Origin of the sequence: Aureimonas endophytica, from assembly GCF_014642635.1 — a bacterium.
Taxonomy (GTDB): Bacteria; Pseudomonadota; Alphaproteobacteria; order Rhizobiales; family Rhizobiaceae; genus Plantimonas; species Plantimonas endophytica.
In genome coordinates this window covers 387,930-403,585 of the sequence record NZ_BMIQ01000002.1, presented here as the reverse complement: position 1 = coordinate 403,585, position 15,656 = coordinate 387,930, and the positions used below count along the sequence as shown (strand labels likewise).

Below are 15,656 nucleotides of genomic sequence, written 5' to 3'. Positions count from 1 at the left end.
CCGTCCAGGATCAGCGGGCATGGGCGGGGTGCCAGGCAAGCACCCGCCGTTCGAGAAGGCGCACCACGACATCGGCGAGCTTGCCGAGCAGCGCGTAGATCAGAATGGCGAGCACCACGACGTCGAGCTGCATGAACTCGCGCCCCTGCATGGCCATGTAGCCGAGCCCGGCCGAGGCCGAGATGGTCTCGGCGACGATCAGCGTCAGCCACATGATGCCGAGCGCGTAGCGCAGGCCGACCAGGATCGAGGGCATGGCGCCTGGCAGGACGACGCGCGTGAACAGTTCCGGGCGGGTGAAGCCGTAGACCCGCGCCATCTCGCGCAGCTGCGGATCGACCGAGCGGATGCCGTGGAACGTGTTGACATAGACGGGGAAGAACACGCCGAGCGCGACGAGGAAGAGCTTGGCCTCCTCGCCGATGCCGAACCAGACGATGACGAGCGGAATCAGCGCCAGATGCGGCACGTTGCGCACCATCTGGAGGCTGGTGTCGAGGACGGTCTCGGACAGGCGCGACAGGCCGTTGGCGAGGCCGAGGGCGAAGCCGATCGAGGCGCCGATCAGAAGGCCGCCCAGCGCCCGCCAGAGGCTGACCGACAGATGGGCGGCGAGTTCGCCATTGCCGCCGAGCTTCACCGCCGCCGCGAGGACGCCGAGCGGCGACGGCAGCACGTTCTTCGGCAGCCAGCCGAAACTGGCCGAAAGCTGCCAGGCGACGAGAAGCGCCGCCGGCAGGAGATAGGGCAGAAGGCGCTCGGCATGGGCGCCGCTGCGGGTCGCGACGAGCCGGCTCATAGGGCGCGCGCCGCGCCGATGCCGGATTCGGAGGCGAAGCCGGCCCGGTCGCCGTCGAGCGAGCGCTCGACGCGGCCCCAATTGCCGGCGATGCGCCCGAGCTGCGGGAAGAGCAGCTCGGCGACGCGATGCGCCTCCTCCAGATGCGGATAGCCAGAGGCGATCACGGTATCGATGCCGAGCGCCTGATACTCGCGAATGCGCGCCGCCACCGTTTCGGGATCGCCGACCAGGGCCGTGCCGGCGCCCTTGCGCACGAGGCCGATGCCGGCCCAGAGATTGGGCGCGACTTCCAGGCGGTCGCGACGCCCGCCATGCAGCGCCGACATGCGCTTCTGGCCGACGCTGTCGCTTTCCTCCTCGAGGCGCTTCTGCGCGGCGGCGATCGCCTCGTCGGTGACATGCGAGATCAGGCGCTCGGCCTCGGCCCAGGCCTCGGCCTCCGTTTCGCGGACGATGAGGTGCAGGCGGATGCCGAAGCGCAGCGCGCGGCCCTTGGCCTTGGCGCTCGCGCGCACCCGCTCGATCTTCTCCCTCACCTGCTCAGGCGGCTCGCCCCAGGTGAGATACATCTCCACCTGATCGGTGGCGAGCTCGACGGCGGCGTCCGAGGAGCCGCCGAAATAGAGCGGCGGATGGGGGCGCTGCACTGGCGGGAAGACGTTGCGGCCGCCCTTCGCCCAGAGATGGTCGCCCTGGAACTCGACCGTCTCGCCGGCCATCAGGCCGCGCCAGATGGTCAGGAACTCGGCGGCATGGGCATAGCGCTCGTCATGCGCCAGACCGACGCCGTCGACGGCGAGCTCCTTCGCCTCGCCGCCGACGACGACGTTGAGGAGAAGGCGCCCGTTGGTCAGACGGTCGAGCGCGGCGGCCTGCCGCGCGTAATGCGCCGGCGTCGCGACGCCCGGCCGGATCGCCACCAGATATCTCAGCCGCTGCGTGAAGGGCGCGACGGAAGCGGCGGTGATCCAGGAATCCTCGCAGAACTGGCCGGTCGGCAGGAGGACGCCATCATAGCCGAGCCGGTCGGCGGCGACGGCGATCTCGCGCATATAGGCATTGTCCGGCTCGCGATTGCCGATCGCCGAGCCGAGATAGCGACCATCGCCCGAGGTCGGCAGAAACCAGAAGAAATCCAGCGGGCGATCCTTCACGAAGACATGGGTGTTCATCGGAAAAGCCTTTCGGATAAGGGGATCAGCTCTGCGGCGCGGTCCAGACCCGCGCGGCGATCTCCACCCGCTCCGGGATGAGGCCGAGCGTGGCGAAGCGATCGGCGACCGCCTGCTGGGTGGCGACGATCTCCGGCGTCACCGGCGTCACGGTGAACTCGCCCCGCTCGGCGGTGAGCTTCTGGATCTCGACCGGTACGCCGGTCGCGGCGGCCAGCGCCTCGGCGACGCCGTCCTTGTGCGTGTTCGCCCAGTCGCCGGCCTGGCCCAGCGCGGCGATCGCCGCCTTCAGGACATCGGCATGGTCCTTCGCGAAGCGGCCATTGGCGAGAAAGAAGGAATTCGTCGCGCCGAGAAGCTCGTCGCCCTTGGCGAGGACGCGGGCGCCCTGGTTCAGTTCGGCGCCGGCATAGAACGGGTCCCAGATACTCCAGGCGTCGATCGCGCCGGTGGCGAAGGCGGCGCCGGCATCGGCGGGGCTGAGCGTCACCGGCTGGATGTCGGCATAGGACAGGCCCGCCTTTTCGAGCGCCACCACCGCGACATTGTGGGCGCTCGACCCCTTGGTGAAGGCGAGCTTCTTGCCCTTGAGGTCGGCGAGGGTGCTGATCGGGCTGTCCTTCGGCACGAGGATTGCGGAGTTCCGGCCCTTGGAGGGCAACGCCGCCGCATAGACGATGTCGGCCGAGGCGGCCTGCGCGAAGATCGGCGGCGTGTCGCCCGTCGTGCCGAAATCGACCGAGCCGACATTCATCGCCTCGAGGAGCGGCGGGCCGGACTGGAACTCGATCCAGTTCACCTCGATGCCCTGCGGCGCCAGCGCCGTCTCGATGAGCTTCTGGTTGCGGGCGACGACGAGGACGCCGTTCTTCTGGAAGCCGATATTGAACCGGGTGAGGCCTTCCGCCCGGGCGATGATCGGCAGGCCGGTGGCAAGGCCCAGCGAGGCGAGGGCGAGGCTGCCGAGGAAATGACGTCGTTTCATGGCGAGAACCCTTCGGCGTCGCGGTTTCGATGATGAGAGCCTAGCCGCCGCTCCGCGCCTGACAGAGCAAAACAATACTATTTCGATAGACGATAAGCGGAAATCACGGCTCCGGGTTCCGCCCTTCGTGAAACGGCGGCGCCGGAGGCGCTCCGTCAGTAGATCGACAGCGAGGTGAGGCCGCCGGGCGCGGCGGCGCCGTCGCGGGTCAGCGTCTCGGCCAGCCGCTGCGCCAGATGGGCGCATTGGACGCGGATATCGGGGATCGCCGTCACTTCCCAGAAACGGGCCCGCGTCACCGGGCCGATGGCGAAGAGGCGCGGCGAGGCGCGGCCGTCGCGATCGACCACGGCGCAGGCGCCGTCGACATCGAGGCCGATGCGCAGCGGATCGGGCCGCGCGGCGCCCTTGTCGATCAGCGTCCTGACGAGACCGGCGCCAGCCTCGGCCGGATCGCGGAGAATGCCCTTGCAGTCGACGACCTTGGCGACGACGAGGCTCTCGGGCGCCGCCGCGCCGCGCCGGCGGAAATGGACGCGGACCCCCGCCCCGTCCGGCTCGATGCCGAGAAAGCGGCCGGCGACGAGATCGAGATGGCTTGTCGCCATCGCGCCGTGCAGGCGCAGCTCGCTTTCCGGCGGCATGCGGTGGCGGTGGATCTCCCAGAAGGTGCGGGCATGGCGCAGGAAGCGGCGCCGCGCCGCCGGCGACAGCGACTGCCAGATCTCGGCGACATGCGGGCGCACCCCGTCCATCACGTCGCGCCAGTCGCCGCCGCGCTCGGCCACCCAGCCCGCCGTGCGGCGGAACCAGCGCAGGAGATAGGAGATGTCGGTGCCGAAGGGCACGTCCGCCGCGTCGATCCGCATCGGCGTGGTGCGCTGATGCGCGAGCGGCAGCTTGCCGTGCCGCGACAAGGCGGTGATGCGGCCGCGATGGCCGGAATTGGCGAGACCCACCACCGCATCGACCATCGACAGGCCGGTGCCGATGACGAAGACGCGGTCGGCCGGCGCAATTCCCGCCTCGCGCGGCACCATCCAGGGACTGACATAGGGGCTGTCGGCGGCGGGCTCGGGCAGGTCGTGGCCGGTGGCGAGCACCGCGACGTCGCCGACATGCACCGTCCGGTCGGCGAGCTCGGCGGCGATGCCGCCCTGCACCTCGCGGATCCCGACGCAGTCGCCGGTCACGACGTCGAGCCGCCCGTCGCCCGCCCCCGCCCGCCAGGACCGCGTCAGGTCGCCGAGATAGTCGGCATAGACGCGGCGGGGCACGAAGCAGAAGGGATCGGAGCAGCGCGTGTCGGCCGAGGCGCCGGAGCGCAGCAGCCAGCGCCAGAAATGGTCGGCATCGTCCGCGAAGGCGCTCATCGAGGCGGCGCGGGTGTTGAGGATGTGGCTCGGCTCGGGCGTGCCATAGGCGACGCCGCGCCCGATGGTCCCGGCCCGCTCGATCAGCGTGACCCTGAGGTCCCGGCCCGGAAGACGGAGCAGATGGGCGGCGAGGATGACGCCGCTGGCCCCTCCGCCGACGATGACGACACGCTTGTCTCGCATATACGGCACTCCTTCAGGGGTCGAGGTTTCGGGTTCGTCGCGTCAGGCGCTCGACGCGATATGGTCCTCCGCGAGCGCGGCCAGCGCCGGCATCTCCTTCAGTTCCGCCAGCGTCTTGCCGTCGAGGACGGCCGAGATGGCGTTGCGCACCTCCAGCATCACGAGGCGCACGCTGCAGCGCTCCTCGTCGGTGCAGTCGTCGCAGCGGCGATAGGCGGTGCGGCTGGCGCAGGAGATCGGCGCCAGCGGTCCGTCGAGAACGCGCAGCACATGGCCGACGCGGATCTCGCCGGCGGGACGGGCGAGGCCGTAGCCGCCGTTGCGCCCCTTGCGCGCATGGACGAAGCCGGCATTGCGCAACTCGCCGAGAATGGCGTCGAGGAACTTCTTCGAGATGTTGTTCGCCTTCGCCATCTCCTCGGACAGCGTCAGCCGTCCGGGCGGCACGGACGCCAGATGCAGCATGGCCTTGAGGCCATATTTCCCCTTCATCGTGAGCATCGCGGCTCCGCCGAGTCCCTAACGTCTATAAGATTTATGGATTGTCCGACGGTCTCGTCAAGCGCCGAACGCGCGGGATCGCCCCAATTTCCCGGCCGTCGAAACCCTTGCCCACGACCGAAGGCCGCGCAAACAAATACTCATCATACCAGTTGATCAGTATCTGAGTGTCGATTACAAACACCTCGCGCATCGCCGAAGGAGGTCGGCGACGGGCGACATCATTCTCGGCATCAGGGAGGAAGCCGTGCTCAAGCATTTCCTGCGGACCCTTGCGCTCGCGACCGTCACGGCGGTCTCGCTGCCCGGCGTCTCGCTCGCGGCGGATCTGATCGCGATCATCACGCCGAGCCACGACAACCCGTTCTTCAAGGCGGAAGCCGAGGGCGCGGCGGCGAAAGCCAAGGAGCTCGGGTTCGAGCCCCTGATCCTCGTCCATGACGACGACGCCAACAAGCAGAACCAGCTCTTCGACACGGCGATCGCGCGCGGCGCCAAGGCCATCGTGCTCGACAATGCCGGGGCCGCCGCCACGACCGCCGCCGTGCAGAAGGCGAAGAACGCCGGCATCCCGAGCTTCCTCATCGACCGCGAGATCAACGAGAGCGGCATCGCCGTCTCGCAGATCGTCTCGAACAACTACCAGGGCGCCCAGCTCGGCGCCGAGGAATTCGTCAAGCTGATGGGCGAGAAAGGCCCCTATGCAGAGCTCGTCGGCCGCGAGGCGGACACCAATGCCGGCATCCGTTCCGGCGGCTATCACGACGTGATCGACCAGTATCCCGACATGAAGATGGTGGCGCAGCAGTCGGCCAACTGGAGCCAGACCGAGGCCTTCGAGAAGATGCAGACGATCCTCCAGGCCAATCCGGAGATCAAGGGCGTCATCTCGGGCAACGACACGATGGCCATGGGCGCCTGGGCGGCGCTGGAGGCGGCGGGCCGTACCGACGTCATCGTCGTCGGCTTCGACGGCTCGAACGACGTGCGCGACTCCATCAAGAAGGGCGGCATCAAGGCCACCGTGCTCCAGCCGGCCTATCGCCAGGCCCAGCTCGCGGTCGAGCAGGCCAAGGCCTATCTCGCCGACGGCAAGACCGGGGCCGAGGAGAAGCAGCTGATGGACTGCATCCTCATCAACAAGGACAATGCCGACAAGCTCGAAACCTTCGCGATGAAGGAGTGACGGCGGCGGCGGCCGCGCGGCCGCCATCCCGTCCCCGCCGGCGGCGCCCCTCGCGGCGCCGCCTTTCCACCCGACGCTCCGGGAGCCGCGGCATGGTCCGTCACGCGCTGATTTCCGTTTCCCTCGCCGCCCTCGCGCTCGGCATGGCCGGCTGCAAGATCATCAAGACCGAGGAGCTGGCGGCCCGCGCCGCGGCCGCCGCCAAGCCGAGCGCCGCCGCCAACGCGACCGGCCTCTGGGCGACCAAGGTCGTGCCCTATGTCGAGGAGAAGGCCGCCCCCTTCCCCGAGGTCGCGGCCGCCGCCAAGGCCGATCTCGCGGGCGCCGGCGCGAAATACGGCTATCGAGAGGCCGGCGAAGGCGCGCCCTGGAACTTCGTCACGCGCCTTGCCGGCACCGTCACCGCCGCCAACACCGAATCGCGCGCCGCCACCGCCGAGGTGGATCTCGACGGCGACGGCAAGCCGGACGTGACGGTGCAGCTCGGCCCGGTCATCAAGGGCACCTCGATCCGCGACGCCCTGCCCTTCGTCTCCTTCACGCAGGTGAAGAACCAGATCGAATTCGCCGATGTCGCCAAGAGCTTCAACACCGCCGCCTACGACACGGCGCTGAAGGACCTGCCGCGCGACCGGCTCGTCGGCCAGAAGATCGTGGCGGCGGGCGTCTTCACCCTGAAGAGCGCGTCCGACAAGCTGCTCTTCACCCCCGTCACCCTTCGCCTCGAAAGCCCGCAATCGTGAGCGCCCCCGCCGAAAGGGACGAGATCGTCCTGTCCGTCCGGGGCGCCACCAAGGTCTATCCCGGCACGCAGGCGCTGAAGGGCGTCGATTTCGACGTGCGCCGGGGCGCCGTCAACGTCCTGGTCGGCGAGAACGGCGCCGGCAAGTCGACGCTGATGAAGATCATCGCCGGCGTCGAGCAGCCGACCGAGGGCGAGATCCTGATGGGCGGCCAGCGCGTCACCCTCGCCGGCACGGCGGACGCGGCGCGCCACGGCATCGGCATCGTGTTCCAGGAGCTCAACCTCTTTCCGAACATGACGATCGCCGAGAACATCTTCATCGGCCGCGAGAAGACGCGCGGCGGCGTCGACATCGACGGCGCGGCGCAGAACGCGGCGGCGAAGCGCCTGCTCGAACGGCTGGAACATGCCAACGATCCGGCGACCCCGGTCGGGGACCTGCGCATCGGCGAGCAGCAGATCGTCGAGATCGCCAAGGTCCTCAGCCAGGACGCGCGGATCATCATCATGGACGAGCCGACCTCCGCGCTCTCGGCCGCCGAGGTCGAGATCCTGTTCCGCGTCATCGGCGAACTGAAGGCGCAGGGCGTCGCCATCGTCTATATCTCGCACCGCCTGGAAGAGCTGGTGCGGATCGGCGACCACATCACCGTCCTGCGCGACGGGCGGATCACCGGCTCGCGGCCGATGCGCGAGGTCGACGTGCCCTGGATCGTCCGGGCGATGATCGGCTCGGCCTCCAAGGACTTCGCCAAGACCATCCATCACGATTTCGGCGCGGAGATCCTCGCCGTCGAGGACATGACCCTGCCGCGCAAGGGCGGAGGCTTCGCCGTCGACCACGTGTCGCTGTCGCTGCGGGCCGGCGAGATCGTCGGCATCTACGGGCTGATGGGCGCCGGGCGCTCGGAACTCTTCGACTGCATCATGGGCCGCCTCTCCGGCGCGAAGGGCCGCGTGACGCTCGCCGGCCAGGAACTCGCCGAGCGCTCGATCCATGGCCGCATCAAGCGCGGCATCGCGCTGATCCCCGAGGACCGCAAGGCGGAAGGTCTCGTCCAGATCCTCTCGGTCTGCGAGAACATGTCGATGTCGAGCCTTTCGGCCTTCACGACGGGCTTCCATCTCGACGTGAAGCGCGAGAAGCGCGGCGTCGCCGAATTCGTCCGCAAGCTCGCGGTCAAGGTGGCCTCGCTCGACGCGCCCGTCTCCTCGCTCTCCGGCGGCAACCAGCAGAAGATCGTCATCGGCAAGGCGCTGATGACGGGGCCGAAGGTGCTGTTGATGGACGAGCCGAGCCGGGGCATCGACATCGGCGCCAAGGCGGAAGTGTTCCGCGTGATGCGCGAGCTCGCCAGCCAGGGCCTCGGCATCCTCTTCGTCACTTCGGACCTCGAGGAGGTGATGGAGCTCTCCGACCGCATCGTCGTAATGTCGAACGGCCGGATCACCGGCGAGATGGACCGACGCGAGGCGAGCGAGGAGAAGGTCGTCGCCCTGTCCTTCCTCGGCCATGCCCCTTCCTCGAAGACGAGCGACACCCGCCGGGAGCTGCATTGATGAGCGTCGACGCGATGACCGCGCCCAAGCCGGCGGGCGATCTCTCCCTCGCCCTTCTCGTCCTGAAGGCGCGCACCTTCATCGCGCTGATCGCGGTGGTCGCCTTCTTCTCCTTCGCCGCGCCGAACTTCCTGTCGACGGCCAATCTCGTCATCATGTCGGAGCACGTGGCGCTGAACGCCTTTCTGGCGATTGGCATGACCTTCGTCATCATCACCGGCGGCATCGATCTCTCCGTCGGCTCGATCGTCGGCCTGTGCGGCATGGTCGCCGGCTATCTCGTGCTCAACGGCGTCACGCTCGAATTCACCGGCTACACGATCTTCTTGAACACCTTCGAGATCGTCGGCCTGACGCTCCTCGTCGGCGTCCTGATCGGCGTCGTGAACGGGCTGCTCATCACCCGGCTCAACGTCGCGCCCTTCATCGCGACGCTCGGCACGCTCTACGTGGCGCGCGGCATGGCGCTGCTCTCCTCCAACGGCGCGACCTTCCCGAATCTCTCCGGCAATGCCGAATGGGGCACGACGAGCTTCCCCTTCATCGGCGCCGGCTCGCTCGCCGGCATCCCGGTCTCGATCCTCGTCCTTGTCGTCGTCGGGCTCGGCGCCGCCTATCTCGCCGCCCGCACGCCGCTCGGCCGGCATATCTACGCCGTCGGCGGCAACGAGCGCGCGGCGGCGCTGTCGGGCATCAAGGTCGCCAGGGTCAAGATGTTCGTCTACATGTTCTCCGGCTTCTGCGCGGCGATCGTCGGCATCATCATCGCCTCGCAGCTCGTCGCCTCGCATCCGGCGACCGGCGAGACCTTCGAACTGAACGCCATCGCGGCGGCGGTGCTCGGCGGCACCTCCATGTCCGGCGGGCGCGGCCGGATCGGAGGCACGGTGGTCGGCGCCTTCGTCATCGGCATCCTGTCGGACGGCCTCGTGATGATGGGCGTCTCCTCCTTCTGGCAGACCGTCATCAAGGGTCTCGTCATCATCGCGGCCGTGGTGGTCGACCAGTTCCAGCAGCGCCTCCAGCAGAAGCTCGCGCTGCAGCGCCAGGCGGCGCTCGGCCGCTGAGCGGCCGGCAGATCAAGATCAGACAAGGAAAGGGATTGTCATGACGGCAGTCGCACTCTTCGGCGCCGGCGGCAAGATGGGCTACCGCCTCGCCAGCAACCTGAAGGCCTCGCGCTTCGAGGTGCGCCATGTGGAGCTGAGCCCCGCCGGCCGCGAGCGCCTGAAGACCGGCCTCGGCTTCGACTGCGTCGAGCCGGAGGCGGCGCTGGACGGCGCCGAGGTCGTGATCCTCGCGGTGCCCGACACGCTGATCGGCAAGGTCTCGTCCGGCATCGAGAAGAGCTTGAAGCCCGGGACCATCGTCGTCATCCTCGACGCCGCCGCCCCCTTCGCCGGCCATCTGCCGGAGCGGCCGGATCTCACCTATTTCGTCACCCATCCCTGCCATCCGCCGATCTTCAACGATGAGACGGAGATGGCGGCCAAGCGCGACTTCTTCGGCGGCATCGCGGCCAAGCAGCATATCGTCTCCGCCCTGATGCAGGGGCCGGACGAGCATTATGCGCTGGGCGAGGAGGTGGCGAAGGTGATCTGGGCGCCGGTGATGCGCTCGCACCGCGTCACCGTCGAGCAGATGGCGCTTCTCGAACCTGGCCTGTCGGAAACCGTCTGCGCCAGCCTGCTCGTCGCCATGCGCGAGGCGATGGACGAGGTGGTGCGGCGCGGCGTGCCGAAGGAGGCCGCCCGCGACTTCCTGCTCGGCCATATGAACGTGTTGGGCTCGGTGATCTTCGAGGAGACGCAGGGCGTGTTCTCCGACGCCTGCAACAAGGCGATCGAATTCGGCAAGCCGATGCTGATGCGCGACGACTGGAAGCGCGTCTTCGAGCCGGAAGAGCTCGCGGCCTCCATCCGCCGCATCACCTGAGGCCGTCGTCATGAGCGACTTGCGCGGGGCGCTGATCGGCTGCGGCTTCTTCGCCGTCAACCAGATGCATGGCTGGGCCGGGATCGAGGGCGTCGCCATCGCGGCGATCTGCGACCGCGATCCGGCGCGGCTCGCCGCCATGGGCGACAGCTTCGGCATCGAGCGCCGCTATGGCGACGCCGAGACGATGCTGCGCGAGGTCCGGCCGGATTTCGTCGACATCGCGACGACCGCGCCGAGCCATCGCGCCCTGGTGGAGCTCGCCGCCTCGCTGCGGATTCCGGTGATCTGCCAGAAGCCCTTCGCGCCGACGCTCGACGACGCGCGGGCGATGGTCGAGGCCTGCGACGCAGCGGGCGTGCCGCTGATGGTGCACGAGAACTTCCGCTGGCAGTCGCCGATCCAGGCGGTCGGCCGGGCGCTGCGCTCGGGCGCGATCGGCCGGCCGTTCTTCGGCCGCGTCTCCTTCCGCTCGGCCTATGACGTCTATGCCGGCCAGCCCTATCTAGCGGAGGGCGAGCGCTTCATCATCGAGGATCTCGGCATCCACGCGCTCGACATCGCGCGCTTCCTCCTCGGCGACGCCTCGGCGATGACGGCCCGCATCCAGCGGGTCAATCCGAGGATCAGGGGCGAGGATGTCGCGACCATGCTCCTCGCCCACAAGGACGGCGCGACGAGCGTCGTCGACTGTTCCTATGCGACGCGGCTGGAAGAGGAGCTCTTTCCGCAGACGCTGATCGAGATCGACGGCACGGAGGGCAGCCTGCGGCTCGGGGCGAACTATCGCCTCGCCGTCACGAGCGGCGGGGACACGCGGCACGAGGACGTCTCGCCGCCGCTCCTTCCCTGGGCGTCGCGCCCCTGGCACAACATCCAGGAAAGCGTCGCCGCGATCCAGCGCCACTGGGTCGAAGCCCTGCGCGCCGGCCGCGAGCCCGAAACCTCGGGCCGCGACAACCTGAAGACGCTCGCCCTCGTCGAGGCCGCCTATGCCAGCGCCGCGAAAGGCGGGCTGACGCTCGACCCGGACGCGCAGTGATGCGTCCGGCCGCTTCGTCCGCGACCGGCCCGGTCTCGTCTTTCGCGGGAGCCGAGCCGGGCGATCGCGGCGATGGATTTCGCTCGTCGCGGCGGCGGAACGACACGAGCGGCGGCCCGTCACACGCCGGAAGGCCCCTGCCCTTCGAGGAAATCCACCGACATGAGTGACGATCGCCTCGCCCTCTACGGCACGGACGAGCCGCCCGCGCCGCATCGGCGCCTGCGGGCCGGGCGGTTGGAGGCCGATCTCGTCGCCGGCAATCTCCGCGCCATCCGCTTCGCCGGCCACGAGGTGCTGCGCGCCATCGCCTATGTCGTGCGCGACCGCGACTGGGGCACCTACGATCTCGGCATCGACGCGCCGACCGTCGCCGAGGATGCGGCCGGCTTCACCGTCGCCTGGCGCGCCGCCTGCACCGCGCCGGACGGCGCCTGGCTCGCCATCGAGGCGACGATCCGGGGCGAGGCCTCGGGCCGGCTGGTCTTCGAGGCGAGCGCCCGCCCGGAGGGCGATTTCGAGACCAATCGCTGCGGCTTCTGCATCCTGCACCCGATCGAGGGCGTCGCCGGCCGGCTCGCCCGCGTCGTCCATACGGACGGCAGCGTCGAGACGGCGCGCTTTCCCGATCTGATCGAGCCCTGGCAGCCGTTCAAGGACATCGCGGCGATCCGCCACGAGCCGGCGCCGGGCCTTGCCGCCCTCTGCCGGATGGAGGGCGACGTCTTCGAGATGGAGGACCAGCGCGCCTGGTCCGACGCGTCCTACAAGACCTATGTCCGCCCGTTGGCCCTGCCCTGGCCCTATCGCCTGCCCGTCGGCGCGACCATGCGCCAGCGCATCGTCCTGGAGATCGAGGGCGGGCGCGACGTGCCGGCCGTCGCCGCCGATGGCGCCGGTCCGGTGAGGCTCGGCCTCGGACCCACGACCGGCGAGCGCTTTCCCGCTTTCGGCCTGCTCGTCGCCCCGGACGAGGCCGGGGACATCCTCGCCGCTCCGGACGCCCTCCGCGATCTCGCGCCCCGGCATCTCCTGTTCCATTTCGATCCGACCGCCGGCCATGGCGCGGCGGAACTGGCACGGCTCGCGGCGGTCCGCGCGCTGGCGCCCGGCGCCGAGGCGATGCTGGAATGCGTCCTGCCCGGCATCGGCGATCCCGGCGCGGAACTTCGCGAGAGCGCCGCGCTCGTCGCCGCGAGCGGCCTCGATCCGAGCGCCGTCACGGTCGGCCCTTCGGTCGATCGCCAGTCGACGCCGCCCGGCAGCGCCTGGCCGCCCTGCCCGCCGCTCGACGCCGTCTATGCGGCGGCCCGGCAGGCCTTTCCCGGCCTGCGGCTCGGCGGCGGCATGTTCAGCTATTTCACCGAGCTGAACCGCAAGCGCCCGCCGGTCGGCCTCCTCGACTACGTGACTCATGCGACCTGCCCGATCGTCCATGCCGCCGACGATCTCAGCGTGATGCAGAGCCTGGAGGCGATCCCCTTCATCACCCGCTCGACGCGGGCGATCATCGGGCGGGACAAGCCCTATCATCTCGGCCCCGTGACGATCGGCATGCGCCAGAATCCCTATGGCTCGCGCACCATGCCCAACCCGGAGAACCGCCGCATCGCCATGGCGGCCGAGGACCCGCGCGGGCGCGGGCTCTTCGCCGCCGCCTGGCTGGTCGGCTATGCGGCGCGGCTGGCGGGGGCCGGGATCGAGGCCTGGACCGGCGCGACGCTCGCCGGCCCGCGCGGCCTTATCGCGCGGCAGGGCGACGACACGCGGCGCCATCCGCTGTTCCATGTGGCGGAGGGCATGGCGGCGCTGTCCGGCCTGCCCCGCCTCGCGCTCCGGTCCGCCGCCGCCTCGCGGGTCGACGGCGTCGCGGCCGAGACCGGCGACGGACGGGTGTGCCTCTGGCTCGCCAATCTGACGCCCGAGCCGCAGCGGGTCCTTCTGCCGGACCTCGGCTCGGCCGAGACGGCGCGGCTCGAGGCCGGCGCCGCCGGCTGGCAGCGCGGCGCGGCGGCAGGACCGGACCTCACGCTCGGCCCCTATGCGGTCGTCCGAGTGGAAGGGGCGCTCACCGCCTCGACGCCCTGATGCACATAGAGCGCCGCCGACCGCTCCAGATGCTCGACCATCGCCCGTTCGGCCGCCTCGGCGTCGCGCGCGGCGATGGCCTCCAGGATGCGCTCGTGCTCGGCAAGGGTGAAGCGCTCCTTGCCGGTCCAGATCAGCATCTCGGTGTGATATTCCTTCAGCCAGCCGAGCATCGCCTCGGCCATCGCCTCGAAGATCGGATTGCCGGGAATCGCGGCGATGCGGACGTGGAAGCGCATATCCGCCGCGATGAAGGCATCCGCCTCGCCGAGCGCCCGGCGCTGCGCCTCGATCAATTCGCCGAGCGCCGCGACATCGGCCGGCGTCGCCGTCTCGGCGGCGCGGCGCGCGATGCCGCGCTCGAAGAAGATGCGCGCCTCCTTCAGATGGCCGAGCGCGCCCGGCGAGGTCGAGAGCATGATCTGCGCCGCGTCGTCGAGCTGGCCGAAGAGCGAGCGCGGCGTCGGCTCCGTCACCCGCGCCCGCTCGCCATGCTGGATGGCGAGCAGCCCGCTCTTCTCCAGCGCCTGCATCGCCTCGCGGATCGCCGGCCGGCCGACGCCGAAGCGCTCCATCAGTTCGCGCTCGGAGGGCATCTGGTCGCCCGGCCGAACCTGGCCGGAGGTGATCATCGCCCGGAGGCGCTCGTAGACTTCCGTCGACAGCTTGCGGCGGACGATCTGCTCGGTCGGCATCGGCATGGCTCTCTCCGGCTGGGCGCCGACTGGAACAATCATTATACCTCTTCGCGAGCGCATGCCATGCCCCGGCCTGTCTCGCCTCTTCTCCGTTCGGGAGCATCGTGATGCAGGACGCGATCATCGTCACCTATCGCATCGAAACGCCCGGCGATCCGGAGCGCGTCGCCGCCAAGATCGCCAGCGACCAGTCCACCGGCACCTTCGTCGCCCTGCCCGGCGAGACGGAAGAGGTGAAGGCGCGCGTCGCGGCGCGGGTGATCGCGCTCCGGCCGCTGGAGCCGGTCGCGGAGCCCGGCTTCGGCCGCGACCATCCGGCCTTCGCCACGGGCAGCCGCTTCAACCGGGCGGAAGCCGACATCGCCTTTCCGGTGGAGGCGGTCGGCACCGATCTCGCGGCGCTGATGACGATCGCGATCGGCGGTGTCTGGTCGATCCGGGAGCTTTCCGGCATCCGCGTTCTCGGCATCCGCCTGCCGGCGAGCTTCGCCGGCGCCTATCCCGGCCCGCAATTCGGCATCGCCGGCTCGCGGCGCCTCACCGGCGTCGAGGGCCGGCCGCTCGTCGGCACCATCGTCAAGCCGGCGCTCGGCCTGCGCCCGCACGAGACGGCGGCGATGGTGAAGGAGCTGGTGGAGGCCGGCGTCGACTTCATCAAGGACGACGAGAAGCTGATGAGCCCGGCCTATTCCAGCCTGGAGGACCGGGTGAAGGCGATCATGCCGGTGATCCTCGACCACGAGCAGAAGACGGGCAAGAAGGTGATGTATGCCTTCGGCATCTCGGCCGCCGATCCCGACACGATGATGCGCAACCATGACATCGTGGCCGAGGCCGGCGGCAACGCGGCGGTGATCAACATCGCCTCGGTCGGGCTCGGCGGCCTCACCTTCCTGCGCAAGCGCTCGAAGCTCGTGCTGCATGCCCATCGCAACGGCTGGGACATCCTCACGCGCCATGCCGCGCTCGGCTTCGACTTCGCCGCCTGGGAGCCGTTCTGGCGCCTGTCCGGCATCGACCAGTTCCAGATCAACGGCATCCGCGTGAAATACTGGGAGCCGGACGAGAGCTTCGTGCGCTCCTTCAAGGCCTTGCAGCAGCCGATCTTCTCGCCCGACGACCGGCCGCTGCCGGTGGTCGGCTCCGGGCAATGGGGCGGTCAGGCGCCCGACACCTATGCGGCGACCGGCGGCTCCACCGATCTCCTCTATCTTTGCGGCGGGGGCGTCGTCAGCCATCCGGGCGGCCCGGCGGCCGGCGTGCGCGCCGTGCGCCAGGCCTGGGAGGCGGCGGTGGCCGGCATCGATCTCGGCATCTATGCCACGGACCATCCGGACCTCGCCCGCGCGATCGAGAAATTCGCCGATGGCAAGCATGCGTGAG

General features: G+C 69.7%; 14 protein-coding genes. 8 read left to right on the top strand and 6 right to left on the bottom strand.

Going from position 1 to position 15,656, the window contains the following annotated elements; all coding sequences use genetic code 11:
* Nucleotides 1-10: 10 nt before the first annotated feature.
* The 5 genes from IEY14_RS08165 to IEY14_RS08145 form a co-directional block, all read right to left on the bottom strand.
* A complete protein-coding gene (locus IEY14_RS08165) occupies nucleotides 11-799 on the bottom strand; it encodes an ABC transporter permease subunit (RefSeq protein WP_188907719.1) in 789 nt (262 codons plus the stop codon).
* Nucleotides 796-1,974 carry an FMNH2-dependent alkanesulfonate monooxygenase gene (gene ssuD / locus IEY14_RS08160; RefSeq protein ID WP_188907718.1) on the bottom strand — a complete coding sequence of 393 codons (1,179 nt, stop codon included), beginning with the start codon at nucleotides 1,972-1,974 and terminating at the stop codon, nucleotides 796-798. Before ssuD ends, IEY14_RS08165 begins: the two co-directional genes overlap by 4 nt.
* Nucleotides 1,975-1,999: 25 nt before the next feature.
* The gene (locus tag IEY14_RS08155; RefSeq protein ID WP_188907717.1) at nucleotides 2,000-2,959 is read right to left on the bottom strand and encodes a sulfonate ABC transporter substrate-binding protein; all 960 of its coding nucleotides are present in this window, start codon (nucleotides 2,957-2,959) and stop codon (nucleotides 2,000-2,002) included.
* A gap of 155 nt (nucleotides 2,960-3,114) precedes the next feature.
* Nucleotides 3,115-4,518: an FAD/NAD(P)-binding protein gene (locus tag IEY14_RS08150; protein ID WP_188907716.1), complete on the bottom strand. Its 1,404-nt coding sequence runs from the start codon at nucleotides 4,516-4,518 to the stop codon at nucleotides 3,115-3,117.
* 42 nt (nucleotides 4,519-4,560) lie between these two features.
* Nucleotides 4,561-5,019: an RrF2 family transcriptional regulator gene (locus IEY14_RS08145; RefSeq protein ID WP_188907715.1), complete on the bottom strand. Its 459-nt coding sequence runs from the start codon at nucleotides 5,017-5,019 to the stop codon at nucleotides 4,561-4,563.
* A 247-nt stretch (nucleotides 5,020-5,266) separates the two neighbouring features.
* Here IEY14_RS08145 and IEY14_RS08140 point away from each other — a divergent pair, with 247 nt between their 5' ends.
* The 7 genes from IEY14_RS08140 to apnL all read left to right on the top strand — a co-directional run bounded on the left by IEY14_RS08140 (nucleotide 5,267) and on the right by apnL (nucleotide 13,575).
* Nucleotides 5,267-6,205 carry a D-ribose ABC transporter substrate-binding protein gene (locus IEY14_RS08140; protein WP_188907714.1) on the top strand — a complete coding sequence of 313 codons (939 nt, stop codon included), beginning with the start codon at nucleotides 5,267-5,269 and terminating at the stop codon, nucleotides 6,203-6,205.
* Between the two features lie 92 nt (nucleotides 6,206-6,297).
* On the top strand, nucleotides 6,298-6,948 hold the full coding sequence (locus IEY14_RS08135) for a DUF2291 family protein (RefSeq protein WP_188907713.1): 651 nt from the start codon (nucleotides 6,298-6,300) through the stop codon (nucleotides 6,946-6,948).
* On the top strand, nucleotides 6,945-8,510 hold the full coding sequence (locus IEY14_RS08130) for a sugar ABC transporter ATP-binding protein (protein WP_188907712.1): 1,566 nt from the start codon (nucleotides 6,945-6,947) through the stop codon (nucleotides 8,508-8,510). The genes IEY14_RS08135 and IEY14_RS08130 overlap by 4 nt, the downstream gene beginning before the upstream one ends.
* A gap of 14 nt (nucleotides 8,511-8,524) precedes the next feature.
* Complete coding sequence (locus tag IEY14_RS08125) at nucleotides 8,525-9,577, top strand: ABC transporter permease (protein WP_373288949.1); 1,053 nt, start codon at nucleotides 8,525-8,527, stop codon at nucleotides 9,575-9,577.
* A gap of 40 nt (nucleotides 9,578-9,617) precedes the next feature.
* Nucleotides 9,618-10,445, top strand: coding sequence for a phosphogluconate dehydrogenase C-terminal domain-containing protein (locus IEY14_RS08120; RefSeq protein WP_188907710.1), 828 nt, complete (start codon nucleotides 9,618-9,620; stop codon nucleotides 10,443-10,445).
* A gap of 10 nt (nucleotides 10,446-10,455) precedes the next feature.
* A complete protein-coding gene (locus tag IEY14_RS08115; RefSeq protein WP_188907709.1) occupies nucleotides 10,456-11,487 on the top strand; it encodes a Gfo/Idh/MocA family protein in 1,032 nt (343 codons plus the stop codon).
* Between the two features lie 162 nt (nucleotides 11,488-11,649).
* Nucleotides 11,650-13,575, top strand: coding sequence for a D-apionate lactonase (gene apnL, locus IEY14_RS08110; protein ID WP_188907708.1), 1,926 nt, complete (start codon nucleotides 11,650-11,652; stop codon nucleotides 13,573-13,575).
* Here the strand turns inward: apnL and IEY14_RS08105 are convergent.
* Nucleotides 13,527-14,276 carry a transcriptional regulator NanR gene (locus tag IEY14_RS08105; protein WP_188907707.1) on the bottom strand — a complete coding sequence of 250 codons (750 nt, stop codon included), beginning with the start codon at nucleotides 14,274-14,276 and terminating at the stop codon, nucleotides 13,527-13,529. The two genes, apnL and IEY14_RS08105, sit on opposite strands and share 49 nt — an antisense overlap.
* A 104-nt stretch (nucleotides 14,277-14,380) precedes the next feature.
* Between IEY14_RS08105 and oiaX the strand changes: the two genes are divergently transcribed.
* The gene (gene oiaX, locus IEY14_RS08100) at nucleotides 14,381-15,655 is read left to right on the top strand and encodes a 3-oxo-isoapionate-4-phosphate decarboxylase OiaX (RefSeq protein WP_188907706.1); all 1,275 of its coding nucleotides are present in this window, start codon (nucleotides 14,381-14,383) and stop codon (nucleotides 15,653-15,655) included.
* Nucleotide 15,656: the final 1 nt, after the last annotated feature.